Annotated in this window: 19 protein-coding genes, 1 tRNA gene and 1 pseudogene; 7 read left to right on the top strand and 14 right to left on the bottom strand. The window is 69.7% G+C overall.

Annotation, left to right across the window (positions count from 1 at the left end):
* Positions 1-25 precede the first annotated feature (25 nt).
* The 5 genes from ACFSZT_RS08750 to ACFSZT_RS08730 form a co-directional block, all read right to left on the bottom strand.
* A complete protein-coding gene (locus ACFSZT_RS08750; RefSeq protein ID WP_110341504.1) occupies positions 26-1936 on the bottom strand; it encodes a VirB4 family type IV secretion system protein in 1911 nt (636 codons plus the stop codon).
* Positions 1933-3180, bottom strand: coding sequence for a PrgI family protein (locus tag ACFSZT_RS08745; protein WP_110341506.1), 1248 nt, complete (start codon positions 3178-3180; stop codon positions 1933-1935). The genes ACFSZT_RS08750 and ACFSZT_RS08745 overlap by 4 nt, the downstream gene beginning before the upstream one ends.
* Entirely contained in the window at positions 3177-5183 is a 2007-nt protein-coding gene (locus tag ACFSZT_RS08740) for a hypothetical protein (protein WP_236808377.1), read from the bottom strand. The genes ACFSZT_RS08745 and ACFSZT_RS08740 overlap by 4 nt, the downstream gene beginning before the upstream one ends.
* Positions 5184-5282: 99 nt before the next feature.
* Positions 5283-5600 (bottom strand): pilin, encoded by a 318-nt coding sequence (locus tag ACFSZT_RS08735; protein WP_110341604.1) that lies wholly within the window; start codon positions 5598-5600, stop codon positions 5283-5285.
* 182 nt (positions 5601-5782) lie between these two features.
* Positions 5783-6760, bottom strand: a complete 978-nt coding sequence (locus ACFSZT_RS08730) for a hypothetical protein (protein WP_377390020.1) — start codon at positions 6758-6760, stop codon at positions 5783-5785.
* A 539-nt stretch (positions 6761-7299) separates the two neighbouring features.
* Between ACFSZT_RS08730 and ACFSZT_RS08725 the strand changes: the two genes are divergently transcribed.
* The 3 genes from ACFSZT_RS08725 to ACFSZT_RS08715 are packed head-to-tail and all read left to right on the top strand — an operon-like array spanning position 7300 to position 10017.
* Positions 7300-8292, top strand: coding sequence for a hypothetical protein (locus tag ACFSZT_RS08725; protein WP_110341512.1), 993 nt, complete (start codon positions 7300-7302; stop codon positions 8290-8292).
* A complete protein-coding gene (locus ACFSZT_RS08720; RefSeq protein ID WP_110341514.1) occupies positions 8285-9226 on the top strand; it encodes a DNA methyltransferase in 942 nt (313 codons plus the stop codon). Before ACFSZT_RS08725 ends, ACFSZT_RS08720 begins: the two co-directional genes overlap by 8 nt.
* The gene (locus tag ACFSZT_RS08715; protein WP_110341516.1) at positions 9223-10017 is read left to right on the top strand and encodes a recombinase family protein; all 795 of its coding nucleotides are present in this window, start codon (positions 9223-9225) and stop codon (positions 10015-10017) included. Before ACFSZT_RS08720 ends, ACFSZT_RS08715 begins: the two co-directional genes overlap by 4 nt.
* Before the next feature lie 29 nt (positions 10018-10046).
* Here ACFSZT_RS08715 and ACFSZT_RS08710 read toward each other — a convergent pair whose 3' ends face one another.
* From ACFSZT_RS08710 to ACFSZT_RS08700, 3 genes are all read right to left on the bottom strand, one after another.
* On the bottom strand, positions 10047-10541 hold the full coding sequence (locus ACFSZT_RS08710) for a hypothetical protein (protein ID WP_110341518.1): 495 nt from the start codon (positions 10539-10541) through the stop codon (positions 10047-10049).
* Positions 10508-10909 carry a hypothetical protein gene (locus tag ACFSZT_RS08705; RefSeq protein ID WP_146240091.1) on the bottom strand — a complete coding sequence of 134 codons (402 nt, stop codon included), beginning with the start codon at positions 10907-10909 and terminating at the stop codon, positions 10508-10510. The genes ACFSZT_RS08710 and ACFSZT_RS08705 overlap by 34 nt, the downstream gene beginning before the upstream one ends.
* 174 nt (positions 10910-11083) lie before the next feature.
* Positions 11084-11362: a helix-turn-helix domain-containing protein gene (locus tag ACFSZT_RS08700; protein WP_110341522.1), complete on the bottom strand. Its 279-nt coding sequence runs from the start codon at positions 11360-11362 to the stop codon at positions 11084-11086.
* A gap of 786 nt (positions 11363-12148) precedes the next feature.
* On the opposite strand from ACFSZT_RS08700, the gene ACFSZT_RS08695 reads away from it, so the two are divergent.
* The 3 genes from ACFSZT_RS08695 (at position 12149) to ACFSZT_RS08685 (ending at position 13279) form a co-directional block, all read left to right on the top strand.
* A complete protein-coding gene (locus ACFSZT_RS08695) occupies positions 12149-12328 on the top strand; it encodes a hypothetical protein (protein ID WP_110341524.1) in 180 nt (59 codons plus the stop codon).
* Between the two features lie 79 nt (positions 12329-12407).
* Complete coding sequence (locus tag ACFSZT_RS08690) at positions 12408-12914, top strand: recombinase family protein (RefSeq protein ID WP_110341526.1); 507 nt, start codon at positions 12408-12410, stop codon at positions 12912-12914.
* Between the two features lie 71 nt (positions 12915-12985).
* Positions 12986-13279 (top strand): hypothetical protein, encoded by a 294-nt coding sequence (locus ACFSZT_RS08685; RefSeq protein WP_110341528.1) that lies wholly within the window; start codon positions 12986-12988, stop codon positions 13277-13279.
* A gap of 127 nt (positions 13280-13406) precedes the next feature.
* On the opposite strand, the gene ACFSZT_RS08680 is transcribed toward ACFSZT_RS08685, so the two are convergent.
* Positions 13407-14615: an IS110 family transposase gene (locus ACFSZT_RS08680; RefSeq protein ID WP_377390015.1), complete on the bottom strand. Its 1209-nt coding sequence runs from the start codon at positions 14613-14615 to the stop codon at positions 13407-13409.
* A 347-nt stretch (positions 14616-14962) separates the two neighbouring features.
* Here ACFSZT_RS08680 and ACFSZT_RS08675 point away from each other — a divergent pair.
* Positions 14963-15754 (top strand): annotated as a pseudogene (locus ACFSZT_RS08675) (recombinase family protein); the annotation flags it as partial.
* 883 nt (positions 15755-16637) lie between these two features.
* Here the strand turns inward: ACFSZT_RS08675 and ACFSZT_RS08670 are convergent.
* The 5 genes from ACFSZT_RS08670 to ACFSZT_RS08650 all read right to left on the bottom strand — a co-directional run bounded on the left by ACFSZT_RS08670 (position 16638) and on the right by ACFSZT_RS08650 (position 20635).
* Positions 16638-16710, bottom strand: a tRNA-Ala gene (locus ACFSZT_RS08670).
* Positions 16711-16765: 55 nt separating this feature from the next.
* Positions 16766-17587 (bottom strand): divisome protein SepX/GlpR, encoded by an 822-nt coding sequence (sepX, locus tag ACFSZT_RS08665; protein ID WP_377390013.1) that lies wholly within the window; start codon positions 17585-17587, stop codon positions 16766-16768.
* A 185-nt stretch (positions 17588-17772) separates the two neighbouring features.
* A complete protein-coding gene (locus ACFSZT_RS08660) occupies positions 17773-18453 on the bottom strand; it encodes a GNAT family N-acetyltransferase (RefSeq protein WP_377390011.1) in 681 nt (226 codons plus the stop codon).
* Between the two features lie 8 nt (positions 18454-18461).
* Positions 18462-19733, bottom strand: a complete 1272-nt coding sequence (gene glp, locus ACFSZT_RS08655) for a molybdotransferase-like divisome protein Glp (protein WP_377390009.1) — start codon at positions 19731-19733, stop codon at positions 18462-18464.
* On the bottom strand, positions 19733-20635 hold the full coding sequence (locus tag ACFSZT_RS08650) for a UTP--glucose-1-phosphate uridylyltransferase (RefSeq protein ID WP_377390007.1): 903 nt from the start codon (positions 20633-20635) through the stop codon (positions 19733-19735). The genes glp and ACFSZT_RS08650 overlap by 1 nt, the downstream gene beginning before the upstream one ends.
* Positions 20636-20726 lie beyond the last annotated feature (91 nt).

The following is a 20726-nucleotide window of genomic DNA, read 5'->3' as shown; positions in this document are numbered from 1 at the left end:
GGATTAGCGCTTGCGAGCGAGGCGGTCAGGCGGCGTCGAGTTCGATCTGCGACGCGTCGCCGTCGTCGAACGAGTCCGCAATTCCTGCGGTATCGTCCGCGCCGAGTTCGACGAAGGAGTTCTCGATTCCCGACGAGGCGTCGGAATACCCGGCGATTTCCGCGGGGTTGGACGTGACCAACTCGTGCTCGACCGGCGAGGCGATGGACTGGAACGCCACCCGCTGCGTCCCGGTGCTGAGCAGACCTTGGCCGCGGTCGGCGGAGAGCAGGAACTGGCGCTCGCCGAGCGAGAGGTCGAAGGTGCGGGTGATCTCGTCGATCGCCTGGGAGGCTTGCCGCAGCAGGATCTGCGTGGCTGCGTTCGCGACGACGGCTTTGCCGAGGTCCGAACCCAGCACGTCCGCGGTGTCCTGGGTGGCGACCGTGAGGCCGGCCCACTGCTTGCGGCTCGCCTTGGCCATCCGGAACAAGAACTCGGCACCGGCGGGCTCCTTCATCAGCAACCACGCCTCATCGACCACGACCAGCCTGGGCTTGCGGATGGCCGGGTTGGAGACCTGCCGCCACACCGCATCCAGGGTGAGCAGCGTGCCGATGGGCTTGAGTTCGTCGGCGAGATCGCGGAGCGAGAACACCACCAGGTGCCCTTCGGGGCGTGTCGAGGTCGGGCCGGAGAACAGGCCGGAGAACGCGCCGGTGACGTACGGGTGCAGCCGCGCCGCGAGCTCCACCCCGGCGGGATCTCCGGCGTCGGCAAGGACCTCGGCGAGGTCGGCCAGCAGCGGAGCCGGGCGGGTCCAGGTCCGCGGATCCGAGGTGATCCCGGCGCGCTGATAGGTCGCGGTGATCGCCCGGTCCAGCGCCGCCCGTTCGGTCGCTTCGAGCTCAGCGCCGAGCAGTACCGCGATCACGGTGTGCAGGAACAGACTGCGTCGGATGAGCGCGTCGCGCGGCGCGGTGCGCCGGCCGTCCGGGCGGGTGTGGATCGGCAGGTCCATCGGGTTGAGCCGGACCTGCTCGGCGCCGAGGTGCACGTACGTCCCGCCGACCGCGGCGGCCAGCCGGGCGTATTCGTCCTCGGGGTCGATGACGTGGATCTCGATCCCGCGGTACAGCGACCGCAGCAACTCCAGCTTCACCAGGTAGCTCTTGCCCGCGCCGGAGCGGCCGAGGATCACGCTGTTGTGGTTGTCCAGAGCGAACCGGTCGTGATGCACGAGGCCCTGGCTGCCGACGTTGAAGCCGTAGAGCACACCGCTGGGTGCACCGACCGAGGTCGGGTCCGGAGGCGGCAGGTCGGGCGAGGTGAACGGGAACGCCGCGGACAGCGCACTGGTGTCGAACGTCCTGCGCATGCCGACCAGATCGAGGCCCATGGGCAGGCTGGTGATCCAGCCCTGCAGGCTGCGGTACGTGGTCGGTTTGCAGTCCAGCAGCAGCGACGCCGCCAGCGACCGGATCGCCGCGACCTCATCGCCGAGGGCTTCCTCGGTGGGGGCGTGCACGGTCAGGTACAGCCCGAGCCGGTAGAGCTTGCCTTCGCCGCGAGCGACTCGGGCGGACAGGTCGTAGGCGTCCTCGGTGGCGGCTTCGACGTGCGGGTCGATCAACCGTCCTTTCTCGCTCGTGTGCCGCCTGCCGGACTCCAGTTTCGACAGCTGCTTCTTGAGCCTGTTCGCGGCGGTGACCGGGTCGATCGGCTCGATGTGCAGCGAGACGTCGACCCGTCCGGGGTAGGTCAGCAGCGGCTGCAACCAACCGGGGTGGACCTCGCGCGGGTAGCCGACGACGGCGAAGCTGGCGACCCATTCGCCGCCGACTTCCAGCGCGCGGGGGCGCACGGAGATGGCGTCCGGGGTGAACGCGCTGGCCCGCCCGAGCGGCGGCTGCATGGCCTGGGCCTTCCGGCCGTGGCGCTTGGCTGTGGTCTTCATCGGCGGTACCTCCCCGCGGAGTTGGCGTAGTCGTCGGGGTCCTCGGCGGTGTCGTCGAAGCCGTCGTCAGGGCCGTCGTCCCAGGCGTCCTCGGCCTCGCCGAACTCGCCGTCGGCAGGGAACGCTGCGCGGCCGAACGCACCTGCGTCCCAGCCCTCGTCTGGGGCGGTGGTGATGACTTCGTCCGAGCCGGCGAGACCGGAGTTCGGCGGGATCACGCTGTCGGGGTTGCAGGCTGCGGCGAGCACCGCGGTGGCCTGTCCGGCGTCCAGCGGGGTGACCACGATCCCCGACGGGGAGAGCAGCTCGACCGCCTCGCCGAGCCGGCGGACCAGCCGGGCTTCGGCCGCGCGCCGGGTGGCGTCGTCGACCAAGGCGGCCTGCTTGGCGGCCCGGCGTTTCGCCGTCAACGCGGCCAGCGGTGAGGCGCCGCCGAGCCCGTCGGCTGGCCCCGTGGTCAGCAGCGGCTCACGCAGGATCAGCAGCACCTGACGGCGCAACAGATCGGTGGCGCGGCCGAGCTGGTCGAGGTACTCGGCGTGCTCGCGCGCCGCCCGTTCCAGCGCCGGGTGCGGCAGACCGCCGGCCTGGTCGCGGAGCTCGGCGATCTGCCCGGATAGGTCCAGCCGTTCCGCCCGCACCAGCACCTGCACCGGTGCCGTCAAGCTGTGCAGGTAGCGCCCGAAGGAGGCGACGAGGGACTCCTGCTCGGCCGGAGTGCGCAGCCCGAAGTTGATCGTGGAGCAGACCGCGACCACGGCGACGCCGTCCTTGCCGAGGTCGATGACACCGGTGTCGGTGACCGCTTCGGCGGGTAGCCGCAGCGCGGCCGGCGAGACCGTCGATGCCGCGGCATCCGCGCCGCCCGCGCTGTCCTTCCGCTTGGCGCGGCCCGTGCTGCTGGTGTTCGCGACCTGGCTGCCCAGCCACTCGGGGACGGGCCGGATGCCTTCCGGCGCGGCCACCCGGTGCTGCGGGCTCAACCGCTGCCGCAGCGCGGCCAGCACCAACCGGTCGAGGGGAATGCCGTCGCGCTGCCCGAGCGCGAGGAACGCGGCGGTCACCCCGATCGGGATGGCGACGATGAGGAACGCCACCAGCGGCACGAACTCGCGGGTGAGCGTGTACGCCCCGTACAGCACGATCCCGGTGACGGCGAGGATGAGCAGCTGCCGCGCGGTCAGCGGACCGATGACGCGGTCCTCGCGATCGACGTCGGCGGGAATCCTTACCGGCTGACTCATTTCCCTTCACCTCCTGGGGCGGGTTTCGGTGCGCGGAACACCGGCGGCGGAACCGATTGGGTACGCCGGTAGGCGTCCCCGATGCGCGGCTTGGGCTGGGCTTGCCGGAACACCGGCGCGGCAGGAGCGGACGCCGACCTGGGTGGCGACGACGGCTCCGGCGCGGGTGGCGTGGCGGGCCGGAACTGCAACTGCGGGGGCACCGACGCGGTGCGGATCGGGCGGGCCGGCGGTGGGGTGGCGCCGCGTCGACGTGGCCCTCCAGCGGCTTGGAACTGCGGCGCCGATCCGGGCCGAGGTCCCCGCCGCGGCGGTGAGATCGGCGTGGCGGGCGTGGGTGCGGAACTGAACTCAGGAGGCATGGCTGGTCCCTGGTTCGCCGGGGTGACGGCGGGGTCGTGAGTGGTGTCTTGAGGTGAGGGCTGCAGGAACTGCGGCGCCTGCGACGGCAGCCGCGACCGGCGGGCCGCGCGGGCGCGCTCGGCGTCATGGGCCGCCTTGAGCCGCTTGTTGACCATCTCCGGGGTGGGCGCGAGGCGTGGCTGCGCGGGCCACGGCGGGTCCGCCGACCCACCGCCACCGCGGCCCCCACCGCCGCCACCGCCCCCGCCGCTCTTCGCACCGACGGCGCCGCCGACCTTGCCGAGCGCGCCGGTCTTCCCGGCGACCATGCCGAAGGTCTTCGCCGCGATGTAGGCGCGGGCCAGACCGCCGAGGAACGAGCGGCCGTTGCTGACCTTGACCGCCTTCAACAGCCAGAACGGGATCTTGAACAGGATGAAGAACAGGGCGATCGCGGCGACCAGCGTGCCGAGCGCGGACAGCGTCGAGCCGAACAGATTCACGCCGCCGGACAGGAACGTACGTACCGCGGTGATCAGCACCAGGGCCTGAGCGACCTGGATCGCCAGCGTCGCGGTGATCGCCTTCCACCACCAGCGAGCCAGCGGGTCGGTGTGTGGCAGCGCGTGGAACATCAGGAACAGGGGGCCAGAGATGATCAAGACGAGGGTGATGACGATCCGGACCACGTAGACGACCAGCAGGCCCAGGCCGACCACGACGAGCACCAGGCCGACCAGGATGATGAACAGTCCGCCGGTCTGGATGCCGGCGACGGCGTCCTTGAGGGTGTTGCCCAGTGAGGGCGCGTTGACTCCGTCGCCGAGGATGCCCAGGGTCAGGCCGTTGGCCAGTCGGATGAGCTTGTCGGTGAAGAACAGCGACAGCGCCGAGGCGATGAACGCGATCGGGATCCTCGGCCCGATCTCCTTGATCGAGTAGCGCGCCTGGACGCTCTCGTGGCCCATCACGAGGATGCCGCCGAGGAGGATGAGCAGGCCGTAGGCGGCGACCACGAGCTCCCAGGAGTTGTTCCACAACTCGCCGATGCCGGGCAGGTCGCTGATCGTCGGCGTGGACAGCGCGGTGTGCCCGATCAATTCCAGGATCGGCGAGAGCGCGGCGTCGACGATGCTGCGGAACGCGCCGTTGATGGCCTCGGTGATGCAGGCCCCGATGTCCGTGATCCCACAGTCCGAGTCGCCCTCGCCGCTGCCCGTGCCGGGCTGCTGCGGACCAGTGCTCGGTGGTGGCGTGGTCGGCTGCGGGATGCAGTCCTCACCCGTGCACGGCTGGCTCGGCGTCGTGGTCGGCGTGGACGAGGTGCAGCCGACCTGGCCGGGGAAGCTGCATGTCGTCGGCGCGGGCACCCCGGTCGGGAGTGGCAGCGGCGCGGTGGGCAGCGGCTTGGTGGTGGTCGGCGCGGGCAGTTGGCAGACCGGCAGCGGCGAACCCGGCGTGCACGGATCCACCGTCGGGATCGGCAGCGGTGGTTGCGGCGGGGGCTGCTGCGGCGCAGTGGGCGAGGCCCACGCGCTGACCGCGAGGACGCCGACCAGGAGCACGACGATGCTCAGCGCCAGCATCCAGCCCGCGCGCCAGCGCCGCGGCCGACCAGCCGGCGGCCGGTCGGCGCTGGCGTCGGAGACCGGGGAGAGCATCGCTCGGTCCCCGTCGATTCGTCCGGCGGCAGCGGTCGCGACCGGGCCGCCGGACCGGCGGTACGGGCGAACCGTGGGCGGGGTGCTGACGGCCATCGGTCAGGCCCCCACGATCCCTTTGAGGATCTCCACGACCAGCGGCGCGAGCGCCGCAAGGCCGTAGCCCCACCCGGCGGACTTGAACGCGGTCTTGGCCTTCTCGACCTCGCCGGGGTCGCCGCCGCCCATCACGTAGCGGACGCCGCCGATGGACAGGAACACCGTGGCCAGACCGGCCAAGATGCCCATGATCCAGTTGCGGACGTTGTTCAGGACCGTGGTCACCGAGTCCGCGAGGGCGACGACCATCGTGTCGGCGTGCGCCGCCGACGCCGACGCCAACAGCGCGAGGATCGCCAGTTCGACGATCAGCACCACGTGCGACCAGCGGCGGGGGCGGACCGGGGTCCAGTCCTCCGGCGTAATGATCGGAGCACTGGTCGACTCGCTGCCGGTGACATGGTCCGGCGTGCTCGACGCTGGGGCCTCGGCTGGCGGCTGCGGATTGCCGTCGAGGCGGGCGCTGCGCGGTCCGCTCGCGGCGGGGAAGAATCGATCGATCAGGCGCATTGGGGCACCTCCGAAGGTCGGGCTGAGCGCGGGTGTGTCCCGCAGCCCTGAACTCCGGATTTCGCGTCCGTTTTGGACACGCGACCCTGAACTTTCTGCCCCGATTCCGCGTCAGCGACGGACACGGACAGTGACGACAGCGGCAAGTCGCGGACCGGCGAGACCGGGCGCGCGAGGGCCAACGCGGTGGCTACCTGGTCGGTCAGCGGGTCGGTCGGATCGGTCTCGGCGGCACCGTCGCGCAGGTACGCGGCGAGCCGGAGCTCGGCGCGTTTGCGCGTCTTGTAGACCGCCCACTCGCCGGTCTGGTGCGCCGCGGCCCAGTCCGCGACGGGCACCTCTTCCAACCGGGTCGCCCCGATGAGTGCGGCCTCGGTCTGGGTCAGGACTCCGTCCGCGACCGCGCGAGCGAGGACTAGATCCGGGTGTCCCCACGGCGTGTGTGGCGGGGTGGATCGGAAGCCCGGCGCGACTGGAGTCGGACCGGAGAGGGCCTCGGCGAGCGCGTCGTAGCCGGACCGGTAGGCGGCCCATCGCAGTCGCAGCATGATCCGCGGCGGACGCAGATCGATGGTCGACAACGCGGTCAGGAAGCCGCGCAACACCTCGGCGTGAACGTCTGCCGGGTCGCCGGCGAACCGATCGGACAGGGTGGCCGCGACCGAGGTCAGCGCGGGCAGTGCGACCCCGACCGCGGCGACCGTCCAGGTCGCTCCTTCAGTACGGGAGCGCAGCACCAGATGCGCCCACACCGCGTCCCGCGTCGCCTGTGGGCAGCGGCGCGCCAGCAGCCGGTCGCGGACCTCGTCCAGCGGGATGTGCCGGTCGGGCAGGCCGGGGAAGAGCCGGCCGTTCAGCGACACCGGGTGCGGCCCGGTCACCAGCCAGGTAAACGTGTCCCGCGCGATATCCAACGAGTTCGGGACAGCCTCGTCGCCACGGCGACGAGAAACGGATTGTGCTGCCATGTCGTGACTCCCACGGCGTCGATGCGAACAACAACGCCGTCAGGAAGCCACGACCGATACCACGGAAATACCACGCCATTACTAGGCGCCAACTAGCAAACCGTTCCGGGGCTACTAGCGAACTACTATTTCGCCTCGCGAACGCGTCGATCCAAGATCAAAAATGGGCTTGGTCAACTACGATCGTTGATCAACTCTAGTAGCCGTTGAGCTGGGGTTATAGTCGCTCGCTAGTACGGCGCTAGTAGTCACGAAGGGCTCCGATGCGGACCAGCGGCGAGATCCACATCGCACCGCCGGAAAGATCTTGAAAAATCTGGCCGCGACTGGTCCAGGAAGCGGTTCGCGGCGGCGCGGGATGACCGGACAAGCGGTTCCTCAGTCACGGCTTTGGCAGAACTGTCCGAATCGCGTCGAGTCGCGCTTAGCCCGAGTGGGCGGTGCAAAGAAATTTGGCGGGACGTGTCCAAAACGGGGTCGAAATACGGAGTTAAGGGGCGTCAGAACGCACGGCACCCATCCGTCGGAGGAGACCCGCGATGACCCCGACACACGGCCACGACTCACCGGGAGACGGCTCCCAGGAGCACAGCCCGACCGACCCCCCGACCGTCCCGATCCCGCTACCGCACAGGCGGCGAACACCGCGCCTGCGCACCCTGCGCCTCAACCTGCGCCACCGGCGTCCCGCTCGGCCGAGCACCGTCTGGCCGTGCGCGCAAGACGACCTCCGCGAGGGCACCGGACTGCTCGCCAACTGGCTGCTGACCGCGGTCATCAAGCTCGTCACCACCTACACCCAGCCCGGCCAGCGGGTGCTCCTGCTCGACCCCGCGCCCTACCTCGCCCCACCCTCGTCGTGGTCGCCAACCGGGGGCCGCAACCAGTCCCGGCCCGGCCCGTACGCCGGACTACACGAAGCGGGCTGGACGGTGGTCCGACTCGGCCGCGGCGTCCAAACCCAGACCGCAGTCGCGCACCCCGACCCGGTAGACGAACACTCCGCTGACGCGTCGGTCGAGTCCGAGTCCGGACCCCGACCGCGCACCGACAGTCCGACCACCGACCAGCCCGCCGGGCCGTCGACACACCGCCGTCCCGGACCGGACTCGACCGCGACCGGCGCGGGTCCGGACCGCTACGACCTCGTCATCACCGCGGCCGACCCGCGCACCCTCGACTGGTTCCGTCCGGCCGACTGGGCCGGTCTGCTCACCCCGACCGGCACCCTCGCCGTCATCACTCACAGTGACCGGTCCCGTGATCGGCTCACCGACCCCGCCGGCTCGTTGGTGCGCGCCGCGCAGCACGCCGGACTGCACTACCTCGATCGCATCGCCCTGCTGCGCGTCCCCGTCCGCGACGGCGCCCTCGCGGTCGCGACCCCGGCCCCGCACCCCCGACCGCAGGGGCCAGCGCGCCCGCTCGCGACGCCCGCTCGGCACACCCAGGTGCATGACGACCTCTTGGTGTTCACCCGCCAGCCGGCCCTGACCGACGCCGCCGACGGGGAGGAGACCTCCGATGACTGACCGCCCCACGTCGCCTTGGCCGCTCCCCCTGCCGCCGGGGGAGGAGCCGCCGATGCCGCCGCTGTCGGTCTGGCCCACCGGCCAGCGCGACCCGCTCGCGCAGCTGCGCGACGCCGGCTGTGTGTCCGGCACCGAGACCGACATCGACCGGATTCCGCCCGCCGTCGCCGCCCACGCGATCGCCACCTACACCCGTCCCGGCGACCTCGTTCTCGACCCGGACTGCGGCGCCGGCACCGTCCTCGTTGAGGCACTGCGCGCCGGCCGTCACGCGCTCGGACTCACCTCCCGCACCCGGTGGTGGACGCTCGCTCGCGCCAACGTCACCGCCGCTAAGACCGCGGGCGCGTGGCGCGACGGCTCGGTCCTCGACGCCCGACCGAAGGTGCTCGCGACCGTCCGGGCCGCCGGGTTGATCGGGCGAGTCGGACTCGTCCTGACCACCCTGCGCACCGCGCCGGACCGCGCGAACGGTCCGGACCGCGACCCGGTCGAGTCCGCCCTCGCCGACCTCGCCACGACACTGCTCTACTGCGAGCCGCTGCTGCGCTCCGGCGGACACGTCGCCATCGTGACGCGACCCCTGCGGAACCCGGACGGCGCGCTGGTCGACCTGACCACCCCGCTCATCGCCGCCGCGACCTCGGCCGGGCTGTCCCCGGTCGAGCGGTGCATCGCACTAACCGCCGGACTGCGCGGCAACCGACTGGTCACCCGCGCCTCACTGGCCGAGCGCCGCGCCGCCGCCCGAACCCGCGCCGCCGGTACGCTGGCCGCGCTCACCGCGCACCACGAGGTGCTCGTCTTCCAACTCGCCCACGACGCCGAACTCGCCGCCGCCGCGGCAGCCGGCACCCCGTGGCCGACCGAGGACGAGGTCATCCGGCCCGCCGTCAACGGCGCCGAGTACCCCGGCTGGAGGCGAGCGGCATGACCACCCGCCTGTACTGCCGCGAGTGCGGCTGGCACCCCGAGTTCCGCCGCAAGCGCACCGCGCTTCGCGCCGCCGCATACCACCATTGCACCGGCACACCGGTGGCCGAGACCCGTCCACCATGGTGGGCCCACCTGTGGACAAACCTGTGGACAAGTCAGTCGGGTGCAACCGCCGTCGACCCCGAAGCACGAGCGGATGACCAGTCCGATGACGACGTATTGGTCGATGCCCGCGGCAACCGAATCCAGTGGGCCCCACTCGCCGCGCACCACGCCGAGACCACCCGCCGCGCCCGTCAGGCGATGGTCGAACTCGTCCGCGCCGGCTACCAAATCGGGCCGCCGCCCTACGGCTACCGAGCCCTGCGCATCCGGGTCACCGACCCCAGCGGACACAGCAAACTACGCGCGGTCCTCGTCCCGGACTGGCAGACCGCCGCCGTCGTCAAACAGATCTTCACCTGGCGCGCCGACCACGGCATGACGTTCGCCGTCATCGCCGCACGACTCAACAGCGACCCCCACCAGTACCCCGCCCCTGTGCCCAACGGGCGCTGGACCGCCAAGGGGGTCCGGCGGGTTGTCACCAACGTCAAGTACACCGGGCGCCAGGTCTGGGCTCGCACCGTCGCCGGCCGCCCGGCGCCCATCGAGCAATGGGTCACCTCGGCGCCGAAGGTGCACGAGCCACTCGTCGACGAGCGCACCTTCCACCGCGCCCAGCCCGGCGCTGCTGAAGGTCCGTCCGGCGCGGCGGACTCGGCCGACTCCCCGCCGAGCGCGGCATGACCTCCCGTCGGTGGACCCTCGCCGTCGCCTTACGCCGACTCAGCGTTCTCATCTATCTGCACGCGAACCCAGTCGGTGGTCACCGACCAAAACAGTGCCTTGTCCCACCGCCCGAGGATGCCCGCCCACACACCGGTGATCCCGTACTTCTCCACGTCCGGGGCACGGCTGGGCAACTCGTCCATCCGCAACGCGCGCAGCGCACTCCACCGACTCTGCCGGGCCCAGAAGAAGACCTGCCGATCAGCCTTGCCGGGTACTTGGAGCTTTCGCCAGTTGTCCGGCTTGTCCGCCAGGCATTGCTCGATCGCTTCCGGCAGATCGTTGGGGCCATGGCACACCTGCCCGTGAGCCAGAGACATGAAGATCTCCGGCGGACGCAGGCCCTTCACGTCGAACGCGGTTGCCGAGACCACCCTCAACCGCGCCAGGCCGTGAAACGGGCACGACGGATCATCACAGAGGCCCTGGACACGAGAAGACCAACGACTCATCTCCGACTCGCCCCGGCGCTCCATCTCCACGAGTTGGTCTTCGATCCGGTCAGCCAGCCCGCGGAACTCGGTGTTCCGCTCGTCAGTCCGAAGTTGTTCGGCATGTCGACCATCACCAGCCAGGTCCTGGTCAACCGAGACGAGGGCCTCGATGTCGTTGCGCGGCTGGCACGCCTCAACACGACCTCCGCGCCTTCATCAGCCAGGCTGGTTACCTCCAGCGCGCCGTCCTTGCCGATGTTGAAGTCGTACCTGGAGCCGCGACCACCACCTTCGTCCCAAGGGGTTACCGGCACGCCGCGCACCGACTCCACCAGCCGTCGAGCTTCTTCCTCGCCCTCCTTGGACATCGCACGCTTCGTCATGGCCACCATGCTGGCATCCAGCCAGCCGCGCACGCACACCACTTCCTCATCTTCGGAGTCCCCGGCGGACTGTCTGCGCTTCGCGCTCAGCTGGTATCGGCTGATTCGAACCACGTTGGTTCGGCAGGACTGTTTGCGGACAGCGTGTCCCCCGCAGGTATTGGGGAGGGCCGCGTGATGGCCGTCGCCGCATTCGCCGCCGCGGGCTCACTGCTCGCCGCGGGACTCCGTGGTGTCCGGTTCGACGAGCGAGACATCGCGTGGCGTGTCGATTCCGAACAGCTCGTTGGGCGTGCACCGCAGCGTCGTGCACAGCGCCTGCAAGGTCGCCACTTTCACCTGGACCGGCTGCTTCTTGATCAGCACGTCAACCGACTGGAGGGACAGTTCGAACCCGGCGCGTTGGATGAGGAGTTCGCGCAGCTGGGTCGCCGTCCAGACGTCGCGGGAGGCCATGACTTTCCGCAGCCGCCACTCGATCTGCACCCGCTGCCGTCCCGTCCCCGTCGCTCCGAGGCGCTTCGCGCCGTCGCCAACCGACGCTCAGTGTCCCCGATGGCGACCGAAGCCGGCCGCCGCACGTTCGGCGTGTTCAGCAGACACACACCCATGCACAGATGACACTTGAGATACACAGGCTGCACTAGATCTATTCAGGTGTTACCTTAGTTGAATGGCGCACCTGTCCCCGGTTCAACAGAGAGGAGGTGCTTCGGCACCCATCACGTTCATCGCCATGCCGACGCGCCGCCGTTCGCGGTCAGCGCCGGTAGCGATCTTCTGGACTCGCGTCGACCGCCCACCTCGTGCTGACGAGGTGACCCAGCACCAGTTCGGCAAGGCACACAGTCCTACCGAACGGCAAGAGTCCAACACGGCCACGAGCGCCGGCCCCACACAGACGCATGCGGGGAGTAGAGGCCCGTTGGTCGTGACAGCTTTGGCGGTCCCAGCTCATTCAACGCACGTCATGGTGCGTGCCCGCATCGCCGCGAAACCCGCTTCGCGCGGATCGGCGACCGCAGGTGTCGGCAGCTGGGAGTGCCCGCTGTGTCGACGGTTCCTGTCGCCGACCAGCAGCCCTGTGAACCTCCGCCAGCCGCGGGCTTCACGGGCACGAAGGGGGCGCTCATGTGCGCTCAACCTCGCAACCCCGATCAGGCCGACAACAACTGCGCCGACGTTCCTGCTCCGGCCGACCAGGAGCAGCAGGGAAGCCCCGTCAACGCGCCGAGCAGGCAACCCCGACGGCGCGTTGGCGCGAGCAGAGCTGTGCGCAACGTGGTGGTGCGCGGTGTCCGCCGCGATCCCCCCGACATGCGCAAGCTCGCGCGGGTGGTCGCCAGCCTCGCGGCAGACCTGGCGCAGGCCGAAGCCAGCGAGCAAACACTGCCCGCCGAGCCAGGCACCTCAGACGCCAGCCACCCCGATCACCGCCGCGACGCGGCATGACGTCGCGCGTTCGCGTTCGCGCAACGAACCCAGCGGATCGAAGCCACTCGCCAATGACTCGAAAGGAAGGTTCACCACAATGCCGCCTGCCACTTGCGATCCCCGCAGCCGTCGGGCCGCACACCCACGGACTCGACGGCTGGTACGCGTCGGCCTCTACCCGCGGTGGCCCACGCTCCGCGAAAGCGATCACCTGCAGACCTACGTCGCGGCCCAACCCGGTTGGCACATCGCTCTCCGCAGCAGCGACTACGCATCAGGCGGCACGCTGAAGCGTCCTGGGCTGCAACGGGTATTGGCGGCAGCCCGATCCGGAGTCATCGACGTGCTCGTCGTCAACCACCTGTACAGCCTTTCCCGCAAGACGCAGCACCTCGCCTTCGTGCTCAACGAGCTGACGTCCCGAGGCGTGCGGGTCGTCTCGGCCGCTGATCCCGCCCTCGACACGGAGACCGCGCACGGCCTCTTCCTCGTACGCGTGGTGAGTGCCGTCGCGGAGATCGAGCAGACCGGCGCACTCGCAGATCGTCGCGACCGTCGTCGCCACGACCAGCAATCCGCCGACGAGTCACCGCTCGCCGGGTAACTGCAAATCCCGCCGGGGCCCACTGCGCCGACCAGCACATCCCCATCCAGACCGACTCGTAACGAGGTGTCATGACCACCGACTACGCCAACTCGGACAACGAACTCCAGCCGTCGGATGCCCCTGCGCCCACCACCCGCGCGGTGATCTACACGCGCGTGGCCTCGCTCGGACGGGCCGAGACCGACCACAGCGTCACGGCCCAGCGTGCGGCATGTCTGCGCAAGGCCAGGGAACTGGGCGTCTGGCTCATCGACGAGTACGTCGACCCAAACGCTCGACTCTGGCGACGGCCGAAACGCCAGCTGTTCCGACGCATGCTCGCGCGGTTCCGCAGCCGTCGAGAAACAGCAACCCGGCCATGAATTCGCCGCTCGCCGGGAGCGCGCGATCCAGCCGCCAGGACCCACTCGCCGGTTGCACGGTCCTCCGTCCAGGCCGCCCTCAGAAGGAGGTGTCATGACACCCCTTGTGTCAACCTCAAGATCAAAGTCAGGCTGCGGTCGGCTGTTTCATCCGGTGTTGGGCGCCGCCGTGCAGGGCCGGGTCGTAGGGCGTGTGGTTTTGCCAGCAGCGCCAGAGGACACGGATCCAGGCTCGGGCCAGGATGCGGGTGGCGTGGGGGTGGTCCTTGCCGGAGGCGCGTGCTCGGTTGTAGATGTCGGCGGCCCAGGGGCTGGAGTGGCGGCTGTTGTCGGCGAAGGTGGTGATGGCCAGGCGCAGGCGTTTGTTGCAGGCCCAGCGGAAGGACACGCCGCGTTGTTTGCCGGAGACTTTGGTGACGGGCGTGATCCCGGCCAGTGCGGCGATGGCGTCGGGGTGGTCGAACGCGGCGCGGGAATCGCCCCATTCGGCCAGGATCTGGGCGGCGTTGATGGTGCCCGCACGGGGAAAGGATCGGAAGACCTTGCCGTCGGGGTGGGTGTCCATCTTCTCGGCAATGGAGCGGTCCAGGGCCTTGATCGCGGTATTGAGCGCGGTAAGCATGCCGACCTGGGCGAGCACGGCGTCCTGGACTCCTGTGGACACCACGGGATCGAGCGTGCCGGCCGGGGCAGAGCGCAGCCGGGCCAGCAGGACGGCGGCGGGTTTCCTGCCCGAATAGCCTTGTTTGGCGCAGAACGCGGCCAGCTGCTTCTCGGTCAACGAGGCCGCCGAGACGGCGGTGGGATAGCGGGTCAGGAACGCCAGGGCGATCGCGGACTCGATGTTGGCGAAGATGGCCTTGGCGCCTGGCCAGTGCGCGTCCAGCAATGCGGCGAGCTGGTTGGTCGCCGCTATACGGGCCTCGACAAGATCACTACGGGTACGCACAACGGTGCGCAGTGCCTTGGTGTGACTGGACAACGGTGCGGCGGGGCGCAGCCGGTGGATCCGCACTCGCAGGTAGTCGGCGATCACGTGTGCGTCGCCGGGGTCGGATTTGGCGCCGGAGAGGACTTCGGCCTCGCGCCAGGTCTTGATCGCGTTCGGTTTGACCGGCAGCACCGGGTGACCGGCCTCCAGCAGCGCGTCCACCAGGCGCCCGTCCGGGCGCTCGATCGCCACCGGGATCTGCTCGGCCGGGCCGAGGCTGCCCAGCCTGGCGGCCAGCCGGCCGAAACCGGCGGCGGTGTGATCGATGGTGAACGCGGCGATCTTCTTGCCGGTGTGGTCGAGCACGCACACGGCATGCTCAGCCCCCGCCCAGTCGATCCCCACGAAGAACAGTGGCCCATCCTGCTGCGACAACCGGGTCGCCTTCCTGCGTGTAGTCCAGGGCAGGAGCCAGACGGAGGCAAGGGAACCGACAGCAGAGTGGTCACTAACCGGCGCTCGATCGCGCGTCCCTTTGTCATCGCTTCACGGTTCCGGGGAAGCCGGGGGCGGCAGTGTCATGAAGGCCCACAAAGGGCGACCAGCCCAAGCCGTCACCCCGACTTCCGCCTAGTTCCTACCACAAGCCCCATCCAGGGGCCCGCACGGAAGAGGGTGCACTAGTGACCAGCGCCTATGCCGACTTCATCGATGAACTGCAGCAGGACGTCACCATCCCCATCCAGCCGCCGATGGACGACCTTGCCCCCGGCACTCGCGCAGTGATCTACCTGCGCGTGTCCTCGACCGGGCAAGTCCGGACCGACTACAACCCGGAAGGCATCTCCATTCCGGCCCAACGGGAAGCGTGCTTGCGCAAGGCGCGGGACCTGGGCGTCACGGTCATCGACGAGTACGTCGAGCCCGGACGCTCAGCCATGGAGATGACTAAGCGCGAAGCATTCCAACAGATGCTCGCGCGGGTGCGCAGCCAGGGCGACGTTGACGTCATCATCATCTACCAGCTCTCGCGCATGGCGCGGAACCGCTACGACGACGCGATCGTCATGGCAGACCTGCGCAAGCGCGGCGTCACCCTGGTCTCGGCCACCGAGGCCATCGACGACACCCCGGTCGGCCAGCTGATGCACGGCATCCTGGCCACGTTCAACGAGTACCAATCCCGCCAGTCCGGTGCCGACATCGCCTACAAGATGGGCCAGAAGGCCCGCAACGGCGGCACGCTCGGCCGCGCGAAGCTCGGCTACCTCAACCACATCGACCACTCCGACGGCCGCGTGATCCGCACGATCATCGTCGACCCCGAACGAGCGCCCTTTGTCCAGCTGGGTTTCGAGCTCTTCGCCACCGGCGACTACACGCAAGAAGAGCTGGCTGACGAGCTCTACGACCGCGGCCTCCGCACCAGGGCCACCCGGCGACACCCAGCCAAGAAGGTCTCCGAGAACAAGATTTCGCAAATGCTGCGCGATCGCTACTACCTCGGATACGTCGAGTACGACGGCGAAGAAATCCAGGGGCGACACGAGCCCCTCATCGACGAGGACCTCTTCGACACCGTCCAGGAGATCCTCGAATCGCGCATGACGGCACAAGAACGCCGTCGCGTCCACCACCACTACCTCAAGGGATCGCTGTTCTGTGGACGCTGCCAACGCGACGGCATCAAGCGGCGGATGATCATCCAACGGACCATCAACTCGAAGGGTGCCGAGTACCTGTACTTTTTCTGCCGCGGCCGGCAAAAGGGGCTGTGCCAAGCACCCCACGTCAACGTCACACTCGTCGAGGACGCGGTTGAGCGCCACTACTCCGCGATTCGCTTCAGCCAGCCGTTCATCGCTGACATGCGCGACCAGATCGATGCCGTGCTCGGCGAGCAGGAAAAGTCCGCACGCCTGCTGCGCAAGCAAATCACCACACAGCTCAAGGAACTCGACACGAAGGAGGAGAACTTGATCGACCTCGCCGCCGACAGCACGCTGCCTCGGACCAAGGTCAAGGAGAAGCTGCGCGACATCGCCCGCGAGCGCCGCCGGCTGGAGGAGCGCCTCGACACAGCCAACGCCGACCTCACCGACAGCGCCCAGCTCGTCAACGCCAGCCTTGCCCTCCTCGAACAGCCCGACCAGCTGTACCGACGCTGCAACGACCAACAGCGCCGCCTCCTCAACCAGGCGATCTTCCACGCCCTCTACATCGAGGACGACAAGATCACAGACGGTGAGCTCCGTGAACCCTTCGGCGAACTCCACGCCATCCAAGGTCAGCGGACCGCCGCATCCAACGCGGAGGACACAAACAAAAGGACCACCCGCAACGCGGGTGGTCCTTGCACGCCGTCAAGCGTCACGGTCCTACTTCGTGGCCTTCATTCAGGCACTTGTTCTAGTAAGACCCCTAGGGTGGAGCTGAGGGGAATCGAACCCCTGACCTTCTCGATGCGAACGAGACGCGCTACCAACTGCGCTACAGCCCCTTGGGATTGCTCGATGAGCATAACAGTGGTGCCATGCCCACCGAGCAGGGGGGTCCTACTCTCCCGCGGCCCGCCGGTACGGCAGCTCGCCGGGGTCGTCGAGCTCGTGAAAGGCGGGGTCCTCGTCGTCCAGGTCCACGACCACGGCGTTGCGCGGCGGGCGTGCGGCCGGCGGCGCCTGCCTGCGCTCGAGGTTGACGAGCTCCCGGCGCGGCCGCGGGCGGGCCACCTCGACGTCGGCGATGTGCTCCTCGGACTCCGGCCGGTGGACTGGACGACGCGCCGCCCCCGCGTACCGGGCCATGCGCCGTTGCCGGATCTCCTCCTCGATGCGCACCTGGCGTCGCAGGTAGACGAGGTAGCCGGCCAGTGTCACGTCGACGGCGCCGTGCGCCCACCACACCACCGGCAGCACGACCGCGGCGACGATCGCGGTCAGCACGGCCGCGATGATCAGGCCCAGGACGACCCGCTGCCGGAAGGCGTACTTCGCGCGAGCCGCCATCTCGGCGGCCTCGGGGTCGAACCCGCCGCGCCCGGGCCGGTACCTGCGGGCAGGCCGCTCCTCGGCGACCGGCCTGCGCACCGGCTCCGGCTCCGGCTCCGGCTCGGTGTCGTCGGCATCGTCGAATTCGGCGTCGTAGTCGTCGAGGTCCTCGTCGTACTCGGCCTCGGCCAGGTCCTCGCGCGTCTTCGCGTCTCGGGACACGGCGAACTCCCTCCGCCACTCGTTGCGTGTACTCCCGCTCCGCACGACCCGGGCAGCCAACGCGGAATCATTGGTCTGCGTAATCTCCTGACGCTTGCGCGCCACCATGGGAACGAGAACGACAAGCCACGCCGCCGCGAGCCCGACGATGATCAACGAGCTTGGCATCTCCCGTCACCTCCCCCGACCTTGCTCGGTCGTCGTGGAACCGCGCGGTCCACGGACCGCCCCACTCCCTCATGTCTCCACGCTGACTCTCGTCACGCTAGTCACACGAGTAACAGAAAACCCGGAGGCTCGCCGGGCGTATCACGGATTGGCATCACTGAGTCCGGTGGTGAACTCACGCGTAGTTAACGCTGTTCGGGGCGCTGCGCCAGCCCTTCCGCCACGAGCCGGGCCACCACACCCTTGCCCGTTTCCTCCGCGGTGATGGCGAAGCTCAGATGGTCCCGCCACGCCCCCGCGACGTCGAGGTAGCGCAGGAACAGACCCTCCTGGCGATATCCCGCCTTGGTGAGCACCCGCACGCTGGCGGCGTTCTCCGGCCGAACGGTCGCCTCGAGCCGGTGCAACCCCGCCGCCGTGAACGCGTGGTCGGTGACCAACGCCACAGCGGCCGTCGCCACACCACGACCCGCGAGCTTGGACGACACCCAGTAACCCACCCACGCCGAGCGCAGCGAAGCCCTGATGATGTTGCCCACCGTGATCTGCCCGGCGAACTCCCCGTCGACCGTGATCGCGAACGGCAGGCACTGCCCGCGACGGGCGAGCGAGCGCAGCGACATGCACTGCGGCGGCCACGACCAGCGCGCGTTGCGGTCACCCCACGGACCCGTCGCGGTGGGCTCCCATTCCTCGAGGTAGGCGCGGTCCCGCAGCCGGATACGACTCCAGTCGGCGGCATCACGCAACCGGATCGGCCGCAGTTCCAGCCTGCCCGCGGGCACCAGGAGCGGTCCCAGTCTGGCCGGCCAGCCCGGGTGACGCGGCTCCGCACCGTACGGGCCGGCATACACCTGCGACGACATCGCCGTCGCTACGCCCGCTGGGCCAGGAAGGTCACCTTGACCTGCTCCCCCGCGGCCACCTCGGTGAGCTCCTCGTCGATGTTGATGAGGCAGTTGGCCTCCGCGAGCGACGCGAGCAGGTGCGCGCCGGACATGCCGAGCGGCTGCACGAGGTACTCGCCGTTGCTCTCGTCACGGAGCAGCTGGCCACGCAGGAACCCCTTGCGCCCGGCAGTGGACGTGACGGGTGAGAGGAGCTTCGCCTCGACGACCCGGCGGTGCGGGTTGCGAGTACCCCGCGCGGCGCGGATGAGCGGGCGGATCATCACCTCGAACACGACGAGCGCGCTCATCGGGTTGGCGGGCACGAGGAACGTGGGCACCGAATCCGGGCCGAGCTTGCCGAACCCCTGCACCGAGCCCGGGTGCATGGCGACCCGGTGCACGTCGATCTGGCCGAGATCCGACAGGGCCGCGTGCACCTCCTCGCCGGTGGTGCCGCCCGCGCCGCCCGCGACCACGACGACCTCGGACATCAGCAGCCGGCCCTCGACCGTCTCGCGGAGCCGCTTGGGGTCGAGCGGCACGATGCCGACCCGGCTCACCTCCGCGCCGGCGTCCCGCGCGGCGGCGGCGAGCGCGTAGGAGTTGACGTCGTAGACCTGGCCCACCGACGGCGTGCGATCGACGTCCACGAGCTCGTCGCCCACCGAGATGATCGACACCCGCGGCCTCGGGTACACGAGCACCTTCGAACGGCCGACCGCCGCGAGCAGGCCGACCTGGGCCGATCCGATCGTGTCACCGGCACGGACGGCGACGTCCCCGATCTGGACGTCCTCGCCGGTCCGCCGCACGTAACCCGCCGACGGCACGGACCGGTGCACGGTGACCTTGGCCTGGTGCCCGTCGGTGAACGCCGTGGGCACGACGGCGTCGGCGAGCGTCGGCAGCGGCGCGCCCGTGGCCACGCGCACCGCCTGACCGGGCTGAAGCCGGCGCGGCTGACGCGACCCGGCCTGGATCTCCCCGACCACGGGAAGGGTGACGGGCTCCTGGCCCGCGGTACGCACGTCGACGCTGCGGACCGCGTAGCCGTCCACCGCCGCCTGGTCGAACCCGGGCAGCGCCTGCTCGGCCACCACCTCCTCGGCACAGAGCAGTCCCTGCGCCTCGGAGATGGCCACCCGCACCGGGCGCGGCCGCACGGCGGCGCTCAATGCCAGGGAGAGCTGCTCGTCGACCGACCGGAAGCCGTCGGCGTCCGGGGTCGGGGCGGTGCTCGGCTCGCGTTCGCTCATCAGTCGGCGTTCTCGATTCGTTCCTTCAGCCAGTCACGCAGCGAGGGTCCGTAATCGGGGTTCCGCAGCGCGAAGTCCACGGCGGCGCGCAGGAAGCCACCCGGATTGCCCAGGTCGTGCCTGCCGCCACGGTGCACCACGATATGCACCGGGTGTCCCTCGGCGATCAGCAAGGCCACCGCGTCGGTCAGTTGCAGCTCGCCGCCCGTGCCGGGCTCGATCCGGCGCAGGGCGTCGAAGATCGCGCGATCGAGCAGGTACCGGCCGGCCGCGGCGTAGGTGGACGGTGCCTCCTCCGGCGCGGGCTTCTCGACCATGCCGTGCACGCGCTTGACGTCGGCATCGTCGGTGTCGGTGACGTCGAACACGCCGTACGGCGAGATCTGCTCCTTCGGGATGTCGAAGGCGCACAGGACGCTGCCGCCGTGGCGCGCCCGGACCTCGGCCATCTTGCTGAGCACGCCGATGGGGAGCACCAGGTCGTCCGGGAGCAGGACGGCGACGGCCGTGTCCTCGTCGGTCAGGTTCGGCTCGGCCTGCGCGACGGCGTGCCCCAGCCCGAGCGCCTCCTCCTGGATGGCCACCTCGACGTCGAGCAGGGCCGGCGCGCGGCGCACCTTCTCCAGCAGCGCTGTCTTTCCCTTGCGTTCGAGCGTGCTCTCCAGATCGGGCCGGTTGCGGAAGTACTCGACCACCGACTGCTTGTCGGGCGATGTGACGACGACCATACGTGCCGCGCCTGCCTGCGCCGCCTCGTCCGCGACCAGCTCGATGCCGGGCGTGTCCACGACCGGCAACAGCTCCTTGGGCACGGCCTTGGTGGCCGGGAGGAATCTGGTGCCAAGGCCCGCCGCGGGGACGATGGCCGTGCGGAACGTGTTATCACTCGTGGGGCCCGTCATGACCGCAAAGCCTAGCTTGACGTAGCGAATCAGGCGGACAATGACAACCAGCGACACGGCCAGCCGAGCCCCTGCCACCGGAGGAACCGGA

It is taken from the genome of Prauserella oleivorans, from assembly GCF_042685745.1.
GTDB lineage: Bacteria > Actinomycetota > Actinomycetes > Mycobacteriales > Pseudonocardiaceae > Prauserella_A > Prauserella_A oleivorans.
The sequence above is the reverse complement of the archived record's forward strand: the minus strand, read 5'-3'. Positions and strand labels throughout refer to the sequence as shown.